Raw genomic sequence first — 16,254 nt, 5'->3', positions numbered from 1 at the left:
GAGCCTTTTTTATTAGATATCTTTGTTTTTCTTTTGGGAGCGGGCTTCTTTGCGGGCTTGTTTTTTATCTTCCCGCTTTTGCTTTCGCTCTTCTTTGCGAGCTTCGCGCGCTTCCTTTCTTTCTTTTTTCGCCTCCACATCATCTTGACGATGCATTGAAGACACGGACTGACCAATCATTTTTGGATGAAGACCCAACTCTTTGGCAATCTTGCCCCAGCCCATTTTGTCTTCGGTACGCATCTTAAGAATTTCTTCGACCGTCTTGCCGGACTCTTTCGCCAGGGCTCCAACAACCGCGAACTGCGACTCCGAAATTTTAGAGTCTTTCATCGCTTGAATCTGCTCGTCTGTCAGATTGTATTTTTCTTTCAGACGCGAAACATAGTCGGGCTTTGTTGCCTCTTCGGAAATCTGCGTTTCCGCTGTCGCGATTTCGTCTTCAGCTTGCGCCATCAAAGGGCTCGCCAAAGCGCACACCAGCAATAAGAGAAGAGCTTTCTTACTCATACAACACTCCTTTGTTAGTAGTTAATGAGAAATTTCCCTGCAAGAACCAATTCATTGTAATCTTGATAGCCACTGCGTGATTTCTGCTGCGAACTTTGCAGCGACACTCCCGCAGAGCCATTTGCAAACAAAGATCTTGTGGCGTCGAAGTAAAGAAAGACGTTCGTGTACGCTTCTTTTGACGTATCCACCTGACTGACAACTCGTCCATTTTTTCTTGTCACTTGCGTTTCTGTTGTAAGGTCACGCGACAAGAATGACGTTTGTTTAAATCCAAGTTCCCCGCTCAACACCCATTTGGCATCGAGTTGGTATTCAAGGGCTCCTGAAATTTGTAAAAAATAAGAACTGTATTCGCTGGCGGAAGATAGAGCGAGTCCCGCCTCTCCAATACCTTCCAGGTAAAGCACAGGGCTGACTTCATATCCCAAGGTCGCCACCTCACTGAGGACATGATCGAGGCGTCCCAAAGAATAGTAATTCTTCGCTTCATAGGTCGTCGCCAAATCAAAGGACGAAGCAAAGTGCAGGTTCAGCGACTTTTCCATCGCCAAGCGCAGACCATAATTACTGAAAGAACTATCTGTCGTCATCGGTTCACCATAGACGTATTCCTGGCCGCGCAATTCAATTTCACAATTTTTATCCGTGAAACATTTCAGGCGATCCGAAAGCCCCCACGACAGAACGTCGTTGGCATTTTCTTTACTGTAATCGCTGTAACCCAAGCGCAACCCCAGAACATGTTGATTCCAATCCAGGGTGTTTCGCGTGCCAAAAACGTAAAAGAAGTCGCTCTCTTTGTTTGTGTCAGTCAATAAAGCATTGTCGGTCATTCCTAGTTCCATTCTATTTCTCGAACTCCACTCCGCGAGCGCAACGGAGGACAAACTCAAGATGAAAACAACGGCAACAAGGTGTCGGATGGTTTGTGTCATAGACCTAATTATAGGACCTTAAAAATGAACTTAAAGAGCAAACCTATTAACAAATTTAAGAATGCCAAGGCGAGAATTCACAGAATTCTGATCAGCTTTTTGACAGAAACTCTTGAATTAGTCCGCTTGATTTTTTAAGATAAAACCTGCAGTGGCGCTGCGTTTTTTGCGTGTGCAAAATTCACAAAATTTATGCTCCTTTTCGTTTTTTTGGTTAACGAAGTTCGTGGGAGTCATAAATGTCTCAAGATAAAAAACTCACAGACAATCGAGACGGCTACAATGCGTGGTCAAAATTTTACGATCAGTATCCTAACCCAACCGTCGCGATGGATGAATTGTCCTTTGCGAATTATTGGCAAAACTTAGGTAACAAGAACGTTCTGGAAATCGGCTGTGGCACAGGTCGGAATACTGAAAAGTTGGCGGCGAAAGGAAATCACATCTTAGGTGTCGATGTCTCGGAAGGTATGTTGCAGGTGGCGCGCGAAAAATTTCCTCCCGAAGACAACCGCGTGAAACTGGTGCATGGCGATTTCATGACACTGACGGAATTTCCCGGCGCTCCTTTTGACGCCGTGGTTTCGAGTTTGGTTTTAGAACATATCGAAAATCTCTCGGCGTACTTTAAGAAAGTGGCGTCCTTACTGAAACCCCAGGGCGAGGTTTTCCTTTCAGAAATTCATCCGGAGCGAACTGCGAAAGGCGTGCTTGCGCACTTTAAAACTCCCGATGAACAAGAAATCCATCTGACTAGCCACCCGCACACGGAGGAGCAGATTGACCGGGCCGCCGCTCTGGCGGGCTTTTCCATCGAAAAATGCGAGACCATTTACGGGAACGAAGAGCTTGCGCAGATCCATCCCAAGTGGTCCCGCCACCTTGGCCAGCCCATGCTGCAAATCTGGGTGCTCAAGAAGAGCCAATAACCACGGCGCAATATGAAATAACGCACCTCGACCAGCGGACGGAAGGAGCCGCTTGTTGACCAAATACAGCCACTTAGGCCAATATGGCTCCTCTGCATTTAAAAATTTAAAAGGATTAAACATGTACGAAACGTCGGATTTTAAAAAAGGTCTTAAAATCATGATCGAGGGCAAGCCCTATGTGATCGTGGATTTCCAACACGTTAAGCCAGGTAAAGGCAACCAATTCACGCGCACAAAACTTAGAAACATGCTGACAGGCCAAAATTTGGAATCGACTTTCAAATCTGGCGAAAAGTTTGAAGTTCCTAACGTAGAAAACAAAGAGATGACGTTCCTTTACAAGGACGACTCCGGCTATAACTTCATGTCTCCAGAGTCTTACGAGCAAATCGCTATGTCTGAAGAAGACTTGGGCGAGTCTAAGTACTACCTCACTGAAAATCTTAAAGTTGTGATCTTGTTCTACAACGAAAAAGCCGTTGCTTGTGACGTACCAAAAGCCGTGAACTTGACTGTGGCTAAAGCAGATCCAGGTATCAAAGGGGACCGTGTGACGGGCGCGACGAAGCCTGCAACAATGGAAACTGGACTTGTTGTGAACGTTCCACTTCACATCAACGAAGGCGACGTTCTTCGTATCGATACAGCGTCTGGTGACTACGTAGAACGCGTGACTCAAAAATAGGTCTAGCGCATCGTATTAAGTCTCCGCAACCACTCAATTTTATCGCAAAATAAGAGGGGTTTGGTCGCGGAGGCTCGGTGTCCACATATATTGAGTTGGAAATTCAAAATTTACTCAATGAGGTTGAAGAACTCGACCAGGTGGCAGACCGTCTTATCCAAAGCCTCGAATCCAATCCGGATCGTTTCACACTCGACAACATCAACTCTCTCGCGCGTTTTTTAATTCAATCACGCCAATCTTTGAAACTTGTCGAATTTGTTCTTCGTCACATCGATAACGAAAGCTTTCCAATTCCTTGGCCGTACTTCATCGAAGCACTAGGCCCGTTATCGGAAGACTTGGAAGAAAAAACTTTGCGCGCGTTGATTGAGGGCATCGTTGAAGATCACGCGGAATCGGAAGCAGCTCGCTCGCAAGCACTGAACAAACAACTCTCTGAGTTCGGCGAATGGCGCAGCAATCGTAAATATAAAATTCACAAAGATTATCTGAACAACAAAAGACAGCTCTTGGATCAGTTGATCACACTGCGAACTCAGCAGTTGTACGAACAAGAGAAAAATCTTTTGCAGCGTTTGCAGAAGCTCTATCCCGGCGACAAAGAAATTCGCGCCGAGGTGAACGAACACAAACAGCGTTACGCTTTAGAAGTCTTGCAAAGACGTTCACCCAAAGCGCGCACCGTGAAAACCGACTTCATTCCCAAAGATCCGGAAGTGGAAGCCGCCCTCGAAGCGCTGATGACAAGTTTTCACGAACATGCCGAGCAGTTACCGGAAATGGCTTTTGATTTTTCGATCGCCGCCTTCATGCTGGAGGCTTACGAAGCGTCTTTGTCTCTTTTGAACTATAGCAACGAAGAAACCGAAACGCTTTTGTGGTTCCGTTTGGAAGTCTTGCTGAAATGCCGTCGCTTCGTGGAGTTGCTAAATGAGATCTCCCGCGTTGAGCTGACACTCGCTCACGAACCGGAAACTTTTTTTGCGACGGCTTACCTGCGCGCGCAAGCCCTGTGGGGCTTGGGTCAAAAACACACGGCGATTGAAGTGATGGAAGGCTTGCTGGCTTCCCGTCCACACTATCGCGCGGCGAGTGCTCTTCTGAGCATTTGGAGTGGTGGGCAATGAAGCGCGCTTTCTGGATTCTTATCACGCCGCTGGCGGGCTTCTTAGTTTTATGGTTAGTGCTTTCGTGGTGGGTGGCTCCGCAAGTTGAAAGCTGGGCCCTCAATCAAATTCAAACTTATTCAGCAAATTCTCTTCCCGTAAATATTCGTGCAGAGAAACTTCATCTGAAACTTTTCCGTCCGTCGGCGACGTTGGAAGGAATTGAAGTCACGGGCAAAGGCGAATTGGCGGAAAGTCTTCGTCAGATCAAAGTGGCGAGTGTGCGCATTTACATCGACGTTTTCCATCTTCTTGCGGGAAAGCTCAAACTTTCTGCGATTGTTGTGGATTCTCCGGAAGCGGATATCAATGTCGATCCGTTCATGAAGAAAGATACGCCGCCCAAAGAACTTCCAATGGATGCAATCTTCAATCAATTGGAACAGCTTCCTTTGCAAAGGATCTTTTTGCAAAACATCCATGTCAAAGTCAGTTCGCAAGAATTGAAATTCGATGTCACGGTCAAAAGCGGCGACCTCCTTGTTACAAACATGGGGAAAAACCTGACGGCGAAGGTGAACATTCCTTCTTTGGATCTGGGTTTAACTCGTATGGGGCACTTCCAGGGTTCGCTCGACACGCACTTGTATCTGACTCGCCAGTCTTTGCGAATTATTCAATTGGGTCTGCGCTTGGACGAGTCCGAACTTCTGGCGCGTGGTGAGTTGACGAAATTCAGTCAGGTCTTGATTCGTCCTTCCGGAGTTTTAGATCTTTCGGCAAAAATCAATCTAAGTGACGTCCAAAAAGAATTGAAAAAACTAAACGTCAAACTTCCCGCTTTTTCAGGCGAGCTGAATACGGAAGTGGAAGGCCGCTTTGACGGTCTTGATAACATCGTCGCGAAAGCGGACATTAACACGCGCGCTTTGGTTATTGATAAATTCGAATTGGGTGACTCGCGCATCCAAGGTGAATACAAAGACCAGATCATCCGTTTGTCTGAAGTGAAAGTGCAACACCCGGCTGGTGAAGCGGTATTAACAAAATCGGAAATTGAATTGGATCGCAGCTACCAATTCAAATCTAAAATCTCCGTTCCGAATCTAGATCTGCAAAAATTATTTCAGAGTTTGGACTTAGGCGGAATTCCTGTCGGTGTTGAAATCGCCGCAGAACTTCCTTGCGAAGGACAGATCTACCCGACTTTCCAAGTGACCTGCACCGGTGTTCGTATGTCAGGCCAGGACTTGTGGGTGAAGTCGGCAAACAACAGCAAGGGCACTGCGATTCTCAATGTCGGTCGTTTAACGGCACAAGGCCAAGTGCAAGTGACGACGAAAGCGGTCAGTTATGCCGCGAACCTTTCTGTCGGCGACAGCTCAGGGGCAACGGACGGCGTGATTGATTTTGCCACAGGATTTAGAATCAATTACGGCACGAAAAAACTCGATATGAAAGATATTAAAAATCTTGCCGGCTTAAAGCTGCAGGGTTTTGCCAGTATTGACGGTTCCACTTCCGGCGATTCAAACGCGGCGATCTTTGATATGAGTCTTAATGCACGCAACTTCGTGTTTGAAGATTTCTCCCTAGGAAATCTAATCACGAAACTAAAATACCGTGGCGGCCGTTTGTTGTTTGAAGACATCGCCGGAGCCGTCAACAAAACTCAGTACTTGGGTGATCTTGAAGTGAATTTAAATAAAAACACTTTGGGCGGCGAATTCAGCATCCCCACCGCCGACTTGGCTGACATTGCCGTGGTCTTTGAACGCATTTACAAACTCCCCTTCGCGGTTCAAGGTTTGGGCGCAGCCAAGGCGCGCGTCGACGGCCCGCTCAACTTCTGGCGCATGAATTATCATTTGGAGTCCGCGTTTAAGAAAGTCATCATCGGGCCCGAGATTTTTGACTCGTTGATTTTCAATGCTTCCGCGGATAACGGAAATATTCGCGCTGACAACGTGATTCTGCAAAAAGGCGCCAGCACGGTCACGGTTCAAGGCGGTATCGGCAATACACAAATCATGAACCTTTATGCCGACGGTAAAAACTGGAAACTGGAAGAGTCCGACTTCATCAACAAAATCAATTCGACCATCGCAGGTAATTTGAATTTCGCAGCGGAACTTAAAGACGCCGTGACCTCGCCAAATATTTTAGTCAAAGGCGCCATCACCGACACCTTCCTTGAAGAACAAGAATTTCCAAACTCGAATTTTATCTTGCGCACCAATAAAGACGCCTTCAGTGCGCAGCTCAGCTTGTTTGGCGACAAAGTTCAAGGTGAGTTCCAGATTCCATTTGAAAGAAAAGCGCCGTTGATCGTAAAAATGAAAACGCTCAACTGGAATTTCTCAAACCTCCTGGGCATTGTCGGCGGAGCAAGCCTTGCCAATGAATATCAGTCCAATTTGACTTCGACGATTGATCTGCGCTCTGAAAGCGGCGAGCTTTTTAAATCCACGGGCAAGTTAACGATCCAGAATTTCTCGTTAAAACGCGGGCCGATGAGCTTCAGCAACCAAGGGCCGATGGAGATCACAAGCGACAACGGTCTTATGAATATCCGTAACTTCCGTTTGGAAGGACCACAAAACTCCCTTTCTTTGCGCGGTGAAAATTTCACTTCGCAGAACCTGAACGTAGGATTGAATCTGAAAGCGGATCTGCGTTTGTTCCAAATCTTCACACCATTCTTGGAAGATCTCGGTGGTCCCGTCGATGTAACGGCGACTGTTTCGGGACCGCTTCTTAAACCGGAAGTGATTGGAAATGCGAATACACGCAATACGTTTATAAAAATCAAAGGTTTCCCGCACCCGATCGAGAAACTTTCAACGGATGTGGTATTCTCACAAAGTAAAATCCTGATCAACTCGATCAAAGGAAATATCGCCGGCGGGACTCTTTCAGGCGACGGCGGCGTTTCGATCAACGGCATCAAAGATCTTCCGACCTCGATCCGTTTGCATATGGAAGGTGTTACTTTCAACGTACCAGATAAAGTGAAAAGCAGCGGTCGTGCGGATTTATTATTTGCAGGGCGCTGGTTCCCGTTTGTTCTATCGGGAACGTACTTTATCTCAAACGGCGTGGTTGAAAAAGAATTCACCGAAGACGGCGGTGTGGCGGGGGTCCGTCAAAGCTTGTATCTTCCGAAAGTGATCAAAGAGAGCAATTTCGAACCGGTGATTTTGGATTTGCAGCTCATTATGGAGCGAAATATTATCGTTAAGAACTCGCTGATCGACGGCTCTGTGAACGGAAATCTGCAAGTGAAAGGGCCTCCGGGAAATCCGGTTCTGCTTGGCAAAATCGCCATGGATAAAAATTCAAAGCTGATCTTTAAAGACAAAGTCTTTAACGTGCAAAGCGGCATTGTCGAGTTTACGGATCCAGACGAAATCAATCCGAATCTTTATGTGTCCGCGATTTCACGTATCGATGAATATGACATCACGGTGATTGCGCAGGGAACGGCCAAAAATCTGGCGATTCGCTTGAACTCGGTGCCGCCTCTGTCGGAACAAGATATTATTTCTTTGATCGCTCTTGGCATCACTTCGTCGTCGATGGAACAAAACATGCAGTCCCGCCAACAAGCGGAACAGCTGGGTGCAGAGATCGGCGGTGCGGTTCTCGCAAAACCGATCAGCCGCTTTACTGAAAGCGCTTTGGGCGTCAACGTGCAAGTGACTTCCGAGTACGATTCCACTCGCAATATCTCGGTACCTAAAATCACTTTGAGCCGCCCGCTTTCAGAACGCGTAAAAATGTCAGGCAGCCGTCCTGTGGGTGACTCCTCGTCTTATGATTTGAAATTAGAATACTTCCTAAATAGCAACTGGACTGCGATCGGTTCGTACGAAAACCGCGGAGCCGAAGACAATACGACGTTGCAAAACACGCAGCCGGCGGCGCAAAGCGTGTTCGGTTTGGATCTTGAGTTTAAGAGGGAGTTTAAGTAGTGCCTCATTTCAGAACCCTCGCAAATCTTCTTTTAGTGCTTTCCTTCAGCGGCCCGGTGTGGGCGAAGAAGACTTTGAATTATTCGAATTTGCCTAGCGACGTTCAAGCCGAGCTGGTCAAACGCTTCCCGCAAGTGCAAAACGAAAAGATCCCATTGGATCAAGTCGACGAGATTCTGCGCTTTTTGCAACTCAAGCCCGATTACAAATTCTTACGCGTCTATGACGACGGTGGCACTGGCCCTTACCGCTTGGATTTCCAAAAAACGCGACGTATTTCAAAAATCGAATTCTCGGGCGTGAATAATATTTCCGACAACGAGACGGAAAATGCATTCGGCGTAAAACAAGGAGACGTCTTTGATCAAGACGCTTTGGCTGAAGGCGGCGAAAAAATCCGTCAGATTTATCGCGAAAGAGGTTACTTAAACGCGGTTGTTGATATTGAAATGCCTCCTGAGGACAACGACCAAGTCGGCATCAACGTCAAAATCACAGAGAACAAGCTTACTCGCATCGGCAATATCCTTTTGCAAAGTACGAATGCGACTTTAAACCATGCCGTGGCGAAGGAACTCACAAGTTATCTCAACGATCCGTTTACAGAAAAGAACCTCGCCGACTTGCAAAAAAAGGCGCGCGAGTTTCTTATTGAAGAGCGCTACATCCGTGCGGATATTTTAGGACCGACGACCGAGTTCAACGCTGACGAATCTCTTGTCACCCTGCTTTATCGTCTGGAAAAAACGGACAAATATACGTTCGACTTCCAGGGCGTGAAAATTCTTACGGTGCGCAAGATTCGCAATGCTTTGGACTTGGATAATTTCTATTCGGCGAATCCTTCCGTCGGATCGGAACTTGCGCAGAAAATTCGCAACTATTACCTTTCGGAAGGTCATGCCCGCGTCGACGTTAAGTTCGAGGAGAAAGAAGAAAAGCCTTTCCAGCGCAAAGTGACGTTCTTCATTGAGGAAGGCCCGAAAGTTAAAATCCAAAAGATTGCCGTCACCGGCCGCTTTACAAAAAGCGAACGCTATTATGCGAACTTTATTGAAAACCACAGCTCGAAACTTATTGATAGCGGCCACTACAATAAAGACGATTTTGAAACCGGACTTAAAAACCTGACGCTTGAACTGCAAAACAACGGCTTCTTACAGGCCAAAATCGTTTCTACGCGCACACAGTACAATAAAGAAAAAAACGAAGTCACTTTGCACGTGAACTTGGATGAAGGCCCGCTGACTCAGATTCAATCCATTAATTTTTCAGGCAATAAAGACTTTAGCAAAGAAGAGCTTTTGAAAGCCACGCGTTTGGAACCAGGCGCTTTACGTCTGAACCAAATTGAAAACGCGATTGGCCGCCTTAAAGAATTTTATCGCGATCGCGGTTACATCGAGATGATTCTTCTGAACGAGCGTGAAGACCTGGTCACGTATGATGAATCCAACACGCAAGCGCAGCTGAACTTCAAAATTCTTGAAGGTCCGCAAGTCCGCGTCGCCTCCATCATCCTTGAGGGCAACGACTTCACAAAAGACTCTGTCATTCGGAAAGAGCTTGAGTTTAAAGAAGGCGATCTTGTGACTCCGTACAAAATCGACGAGTCCACGGCCCGCCTGCAGCGCACAGGATTTTTCGGAACTGTCGAAGTGCGCACTCTGGAAGAAAAAACCAACGTCGCGAATCGCACTGTGCTTGTGAAAGTCAGCGAGCGTGATCCGGGCATCTTCTCGATGGGTGCCGGTGCGACGAATGAAAGAACACTGACTTTGCGTGGTTACATCGGCGTTGCCTACCGCAACCTCTTTGGTACAGGCCGCGGAGTTTCCGCGCGTGTGGAAGGTAATTATAATATCGCCGATCTTAAATACCTCGAAAGCCGCATCGTGCTTGGTTACTTAGAGCCTTATCTTTTCGGCTCGCGTCTGCGCGGTCGTATCAACGTATCTCGGTCGCAAACTGTGACGGACTATGATTTGGAAAAGATCTCGGAAGTGAACTCGACAACGTATTCGATCGAAAAAGACTTTACGTCGCATATTCTGGGTATCTGGGATGTCTGGTCTTTGGCAACAATCAAAGACTTTAGCTTGTCTGACAAGTTCCCTTCCGTAACTCAGGATATCGCGACGACGGGACCGACACTGGATATCGACTTCCGTGACAATCCCTTCAACCCGACACGTGGAAACTTCACGCGCTGGAATGCCGAGTATTCAGACCCCAATATCGGCAGCAGTCGCACGATCAAATACTGGAGAACGACGTTGAGTTTCACCCACTACTCCACTCTGGGCCGTATCACAGGACAGCCGGTTGTGTGGGCGAATCAAGTGCGCGGCGGCTATCTGCAAAACTTGAGCGATGAACCTGATGGCGGCGTTCCTTGGGATAAAAAAGGTTTCACTCTTGGTGGTCAATCCACGATTCGCGGTTACGAAGCCGGAACCCAAGAGGTCTTCCCGAACCGTAACGACCTCGGTTTGAGCGACAGTCAATCCACGTATTATCTAACAACTGAATCCGTGATGGGCTTGTTTAAATCGGAACTGCGCTTTCCCCTAGGTATTTATGAAAATCTTGGCGGCGCGGTTTTCTATGACGGTGGTTACGTGAAAATCCAAGACCTTGAGTTCACCGATTACTATCGTGACTCTGCCGGCTTTGGCGTGCGCTATAACACGCCCGTGGGTCCTCTGAGCTTAGAATGGGCTTGGAAGTTGGATGCCCGTCCTGACGAAGAACCTTGGCGCTTCCACTTATCTATCGGAACGTTCTAAGAAATTTAAGTAGTTTGGTATTCAGCTTCGCAGCTAATGATTGAAGTCAAAGCCTGCACTTCCCCGTCTTTTCTTAAACAGGAAATATGATGGCCGTTGATGTGCAGCTCGATACGCTCTAAAGACGCCCGCTCTTTCAAAACATGCGGGTGCGAAAAATACAGGCTGCCTTGCGGATTTTCTTTCACCAGTGTTGTGATTTTCGTGAACATAAGTTGAGAAATTTCTTCGTCACGTTGATAGAGATGAATCCATTGACGGCAGTAAATGTCTTCGATTGTATAACTTGTAAACTCAAAATAATTCAACGTGCGGAAAAACTGCGTGTGATGAAGAGTATAGAACTCTCCTACATCACGGCCGTTCCGCAAGAACTCAAAAAGATTCGGGTTGTATTCGTAGCCGTAGTACTCCAGGGCTTTACGAATAAAGAAAGAGCTTTCTTTAAGCTGATGGCCTTCCTTGTAAACGGAACGACAGATGTTCAGGTAATCACTTAAACGACCGACGACTTCTTTTTGTGTTTCTTCATCCAGCTGAAAGAAATAAGGAAGGGTTGGAGTGGCGTAAGGTCGAACAGCCAAACCCTCTTCTTCAATAAAACGGCAGAGCTCTTCACTAAGGGCTCGAAATTGAGTTGCAAGAGAATGAGATGTTTGCGGCGTCATAAAATGAATCAAACTCTTATTTATTGACCTAGAAATAGAAAGAGCCCCAGTTTGGAGCTCTTTTTACGATCATAAAGTCATTAAAATTCAAGATTAGCGCGCTTTACTGCTTGCGAATTTGCGACGAAGATCTTGAGTAACCTCTTGAATAGTTGCATTCAAAGTCACTTCAAAAAGATCGTCAGCGGACACTTTGTAAAGCTCACCCAATTTTTTAAGAGCATTAATTGGTGGATGAGAAACGCCTCTTTCCCAGTTAGAAATGAACTGCGGAGTAGAGTAGCCCAATTTATCAGCCACGTCTCTTTGTGAAAGGCCAGCTGACACACGCTTTTGCTTCAAGAAATCTGCTAACATATTTTTTTGTCTCATGAGTTTTTTCCTAACAATGCTTAAGCTTAAACACAACCCGCGGAACGTGACAAGTATTTGCTTTAAGCTTCGAGCGAGTTTCTAAATATAGTATACATTGTTTGGTCTAAATTACTTTGTGTTTTTTTGCAATTTCTATGTTTGATATATGAGTTATTTCATGTTTTCTCACAAAAAATTATGGAAAAATAAGATCATGGACAGAAAACCGAACGCCCCTTGGACGGAAAAATATCAAATCACCAGCCTCCTTGTGAACCCTCAGGGCAAGCTGGGACTGTATGGAACTCTTAACCTTATCCAGGAAACGGCATGGATGCATGCCGAACATCTCGGTTTTGGAATGGCCGATATGGAGAAAGAAGGCCTTTTCTGGGTGCTCACGCGCCAAGTATTGCAAATGCGAAAGTGGCCGCTCTTTGGGCAGACTATTACAATTCAAACATGGTTGCGCCCACCTGAAGGCGCTTTCGTCACCCGTGATTTCGCACTTTTAGACGACAAAGGCGAAGAGATCGGACTGTGTTCGACAAGTTGGCTTGCTCTGGATCGGGCGACGAAAAAAATTCTGCCAGCGCAAAACCTCCGCCCCTGGCAGGATATCACTTTGGAGCGCTCTTCCGGCCTTGTTCCGCAAAAAATTGCCGTGGAAGGAAGTTATGAGAAACGGGCAAAATACCGCGTGCGCAATTCCGATCTCGATATCAATCAACACGTGAATAACACAAAGTATGCGCAATGGATTTTGGACTCGATCCCGTTTGAGTTTCACAAGGCTTTGCTTTTAAAGACGTACTCGGTAAACTTTTTGGCAGAGACGCATTTAGGTGATGAAGTGGTGGTGGAGCAAAGCCTCACCTCTTCGGATGCTCGCCAGGAAAACCGAGGGGTCTCTTCTTATCGTGGCGTTCGTGCCGCTGACGGGAAAATCTTATTCACGGTTTTGCTTGAGTGGGAGAGAAAATAGTGAAAAATCTGATTCCCTTTAAAGCGACGGCTTCAACCAACCGTCTTGCCATCACGGCCAATCTGACACAAACGTCGCCAACCTCGCTGGCCTGCGATTTTCATCTGCAAGGCGACCTCACGAAAATTATTTGGCCTAAAGACACTTCGCCTCAACGCCAGGACGAGCTTTGGAAACACACGTGCCTGGAAGTATTTTTTGCTGCGGGATCTCGCCCTCAGGATCCTTATATCGAGATCAACTGCGCCCCGAATGGATCTTGGAATGCTTATAGTTTTAGCAGCTATCGCGAAGGCATGGCCCCCGCCAATATCACCGTGCGTCTGGGACATCACGAGGTGGACTCTCATCAGGCGCGCTTTCAGTTCGATATTTCCAGCGAAACTCCCGTCACCGCGACTCTCGTTGGTTTGACAGCCGTGATTGAGTTCAAAGACGAAGGCGTGAGCTATTGGTCCCTTCATCATCCTCTTCCGACCGCGAATTTCCACGACAAGCAAGGCTGGCTGCACTCCGCGACGCGCTGAGTGAAGAGGTCGTCTTCTCTCTGATTCTTGACCCTTTCTGGACACCAAGATAGTTTTGGCTGTTTCGTTTTTCATTACCAGAAAGGGACTACCATGAAGAAACATTTAGTACGTGTTTATCCGTCCAAAGAAAAGTTGGATCGTAAAGATCAGCTTGCTTGGAAAATTGCTGAAATTGCCTCTGACAATGCGCCGATCAAAGCTGACGTTGTAGATATGGTTATCAACCGTATCATCGACAATGCCTCTGTCGCTATCGCGGCTGCAAACCGCCGTCCTGTCGCTTCCGCTCGCGCTATGGCGATTGCGCATCCTCGCAATGGTGGTGCGACTGTATTCGGTATGCCGAACGATCAAAAATTTGACTGTGAATGGGCGGCTTGGGCGAATGGCACTGCGGTTCGTGAGCTGGATTTCCATGATACTTACTTGGCGGCAGACTATTCTCACCCTGGCGATAACATCCCTGCGATCTTGGCAGTGGCGCAACAAATGGGTAAAAACGGTAAAGAACTTCTTAAAGGTATCGTCACTGGTTACGAAGTTCACGTAGACCTTGTAAAAGCAATCTGCCTTCACAAACATAAAAAAGACCATATTGCGCACTTGTGCCCAGCGCAAGCGGCGGGTATCGGGACTTTGTTGTCACTTCCAACTGAAACTATTTTCCAAGCGGTTCAACAAGCGGTGCACGTGTCCTTCACGACTCGTCAATCTCGTAAAGGTGAAATCTCTTCTTGGAAAGCTTATGCTCCGGCACACGCTGGTAAATTGGCTGTTGAGGCTGTCGACCGTGTTATGCGCGGTGAAGGCGCTCCATCACCAATCTATGAAGGTGAAGACTCTGTTATCGCTTACATGCTTGATGGCAAAGACGGTAAATACGAAGTTCCACTTCCAGAAGTAGGCGAAGAAAAACGCGCGATCCTTGAGACGTACACAAAAGAACACTCTGCAGAGTACCAGTCTCAAGCGTTGATCGACTTGGCTCGCAAAATGAAGCCGATGATCAAAAACTTCGACGACATCAAAGACATCGTGATCCACACGTCTCACCACACGCACTACGTGATCGGTACGGGCGCGAATGATCCTCAAAAAATGGATCCAAACGCATCTCGCGAAACTCTTGATCACTCAATCATGTACATCTTCGCAGTGGCTCTTCAAGACGGAACTTGGCACCACGTTAATTCGTACGCTCCAGAGCGCGCGAAACGCCCAGACACTGTGGCTTTGTGGCACAAGATTTCTACAGTTGAAGACAAACAATGGACTGCTTGGTACCACGAGCAAGATCCCGACAAAAAACGTTTCGGCGGCCGCGTAGAAATCACGATGAAAGACGGCTCTAAGATCGTTGACGAGTTGGGCGTTGCCGATGCTCACCCAGCAGGTGCCCGTCCATTCAAACGCGCGGACTACATCCGTAAGTTTGATACATTGACTGAAGGAATCATCACAAAAGAAGAACGCAACCGTTTCATCGGTCTTGTTGAGCGTTTGGAATCTTTGACTGCGGAAGAAGTTCAACAGTTGAACGTACAGATTCCTATCGACAAATTGGTGAACAATAAACGAGACAACAAAGGTATCTTCTAGATCCTTTGCCTCACAAAAGGTCCGCTTCGGACCTTTTGTTTTATGAGCCCTCCTCCAGGAACAGGACGAGGGTTTTCACAGGGGCCCGATCCTGCTATATTACTAGGGCCCGCTACTTTGGAGGTTCTATGTTATTTCCTGAAATTACTCCCGCGCAAAAGCGTAAAAATTTTCGTGAGGCTTTGAAGTCTGGGAAGCTCTTGCAGTTTCCGGGTTCGTGGTCCCCACTTGTGAGTATGGCGATTGAGAAGCAAGGATTTGACGGGGTTTACATCTCGGGGTCCGTGCTTTCCAATGATCTCGGTTATCCTGATATCGGTTTGACCTCTTTGACGGAAGTCGCTCAGCGTGGTCGTCAAATTGCACGTACGACAAAACTTCCGACGATCATCGACATCGACACAGGCTTTGGTGAGCCGATGAGTGCCACTCGCACTGTGCAAGAGATGATCGAAATGGGTTTGGCTGGTTGTCATATCGAAGACCAAATCAATCCGAAGCGCTGTGGTCATCTTGACGGCAAAGGTCTTGTGACTCGTGACGAAGCGACTCGTAAAGTCGCAGCCGCGGCTCGCGGCAAAAAGTTGGACGAAAACTTTCTTTTGATCGCGCGTACGGATGCTCGTGCTGTTGAAGGTCTTGATAAAGCGATCGACCGTGCGAAAGCTTATATTGATGCAGGTGCGGATTGTATCTTCACGGAAGCGCTCGAAAACGAAAAAGAATTTGAAACATTCCGTAAGGCTGTGTCTGTGCCTCTTTTGGCGAATATGACTGAGTTCGGTAAAGGCCGTCTTTACACTTACGAAGAGCTTTCAAATCTGGGTTACAACATCGTGATCTACCCTGTGACGACATTCCGTCTTGCGATGGGTGCTACAGTCAACGGCTTGGCCGAGATCAAAACCAAAGGCACGCAAGAAGGTCTTCTGGATAAGATGCAACACCGTAAAGACTTGTACACGCTCACTCGTTATGATGAATACAACTCTTTCGACGCGAGTATCTTTAACTTCACTCTGAAGTAATCCTAAATTGAATAAAGCGGAAGCTGTAGGAAACATCACTTCATGCAGCTTCCTTCTCACTTTCCCCCATAAAAAACCGGCCTTTCAACCTAAAAACGTCTCAAAAGTGATCACTTTTCTGTTGTTTTTTGTGATCACATTGAAATTACTATA

The 16,254-nt window shown here is 47.0% G+C and carries 13 protein-coding genes; 9 read left to right on the top strand and 4 right to left on the bottom strand.

What is annotated here, in order from left to right; all coding sequences use genetic code 11:
* Positions 1–12: 12 nt before the first annotated feature.
* Entirely contained in the window at positions 13–510 is a 498-nt protein-coding gene (locus QJS83_RS07600; protein WP_284608573.1) for a hypothetical protein, read from the bottom strand.
* 14 nt (positions 511–524) lie between these two features.
* Positions 525–1,448: a hypothetical protein gene (locus QJS83_RS07595; RefSeq protein ID WP_284608572.1), complete on the bottom strand. Its 924-nt coding sequence runs from the start codon at positions 1,446–1,448 to the stop codon at positions 525–527.
* A 239-nt stretch (positions 1,449–1,687) separates the two neighbouring features.
* Here QJS83_RS07595 and QJS83_RS07590 point away from each other — a divergent pair, with 239 nt between their 5' ends.
* The 5 genes from QJS83_RS07590 to bamA all read left to right on the top strand — a co-directional run bounded on the left by QJS83_RS07590 (position 1,688) and on the right by bamA (position 10,937).
* Positions 1,688–2,377, top strand: a complete 690-nt coding sequence (locus QJS83_RS07590; protein ID WP_284608571.1) for a class I SAM-dependent methyltransferase — start codon at positions 1,688–1,690, stop codon at positions 2,375–2,377.
* Between the two features lie 121 nt (positions 2,378–2,498).
* Positions 2,499–3,065, top strand: coding sequence for an elongation factor P (gene efp / locus QJS83_RS07585; protein WP_284608570.1), 567 nt, complete (start codon positions 2,499–2,501; stop codon positions 3,063–3,065).
* Between the two features lie 77 nt (positions 3,066–3,142).
* Entirely contained in the window at positions 3,143–4,195 is a 1,053-nt protein-coding gene (locus QJS83_RS07580; RefSeq protein WP_284608569.1) for a hypothetical protein, read from the top strand.
* Entirely contained in the window at positions 4,192–8,148 is a 3,957-nt protein-coding gene (locus QJS83_RS07575) for a translocation/assembly module TamB domain-containing protein (protein WP_284608568.1), read from the top strand. The genes QJS83_RS07580 and QJS83_RS07575 overlap by 4 nt, the downstream gene beginning before the upstream one ends.
* The gene (gene bamA / locus QJS83_RS07570) at positions 8,148–10,937 is read left to right on the top strand and encodes an outer membrane protein assembly factor BamA (RefSeq protein WP_284608567.1); all 2,790 of its coding nucleotides are present in this window, start codon (positions 8,148–8,150) and stop codon (positions 10,935–10,937) included. The genes QJS83_RS07575 and bamA overlap by 1 nt, the downstream gene beginning before the upstream one ends.
* A 5-nt stretch (positions 10,938–10,942) precedes the next feature.
* Here bamA and QJS83_RS07565 read toward each other — a convergent pair whose 3' ends face one another.
* Both QJS83_RS07565 and QJS83_RS07560 read right to left on the bottom strand, forming a co-directional pair.
* Positions 10,943–11,605, bottom strand: coding sequence for a hypothetical protein (locus tag QJS83_RS07565; protein ID WP_284608566.1), 663 nt, complete (start codon positions 11,603–11,605; stop codon positions 10,943–10,945).
* Between the two features lie 93 nt (positions 11,606–11,698).
* Positions 11,699–11,977: a helix-turn-helix domain-containing protein gene (locus QJS83_RS07560; RefSeq protein WP_284608565.1), complete on the bottom strand. Its 279-nt coding sequence runs from the start codon at positions 11,975–11,977 to the stop codon at positions 11,699–11,701.
* Positions 11,978–12,137: 160 nt separating this feature from the next.
* On the opposite strand from QJS83_RS07560, the gene QJS83_RS07555 reads away from it, so the two are divergent.
* From QJS83_RS07555 to prpB, 4 genes are all read left to right on the top strand, one after another.
* Positions 12,138–12,944 carry an acyl-[acyl-carrier-protein] thioesterase gene (locus QJS83_RS07555; protein ID WP_284608564.1) on the top strand — a complete coding sequence of 269 codons (807 nt, stop codon included), beginning with the start codon at positions 12,138–12,140 and terminating at the stop codon, positions 12,942–12,944.
* Positions 12,944–13,471, top strand: a complete 528-nt coding sequence (locus tag QJS83_RS07550) for a DOMON-like domain-containing protein (protein ID WP_284608563.1) — start codon at positions 12,944–12,946, stop codon at positions 13,469–13,471. Before QJS83_RS07555 ends, QJS83_RS07550 begins: the two co-directional genes overlap by 1 nt.
* A 93-nt stretch (positions 13,472–13,564) precedes the next feature.
* Positions 13,565–15,073, top strand: coding sequence for an MmgE/PrpD family protein (locus tag QJS83_RS07545; protein WP_284608562.1), 1,509 nt, complete (start codon positions 13,565–13,567; stop codon positions 15,071–15,073).
* Positions 15,074–15,201: 128 nt separating this feature from the next.
* A complete protein-coding gene (prpB, locus tag QJS83_RS07540) occupies positions 15,202–16,101 on the top strand; it encodes a methylisocitrate lyase (protein WP_284608561.1) in 900 nt (299 codons plus the stop codon).
* Positions 16,102–16,254: the final 153 nt, after the last annotated feature.

The sequence above is a fragment of the Bdellovibrio sp. 22V genome (genome assembly GCF_030169785.1).
GTDB lineage: Bacteria > Bdellovibrionota > Bdellovibrionia > Bdellovibrionales > Bdellovibrionaceae > Bdellovibrio.
The sequence above is the reverse complement of the archived record's forward strand: the minus strand, read 5'-3'. Positions and strand labels throughout refer to the sequence as shown.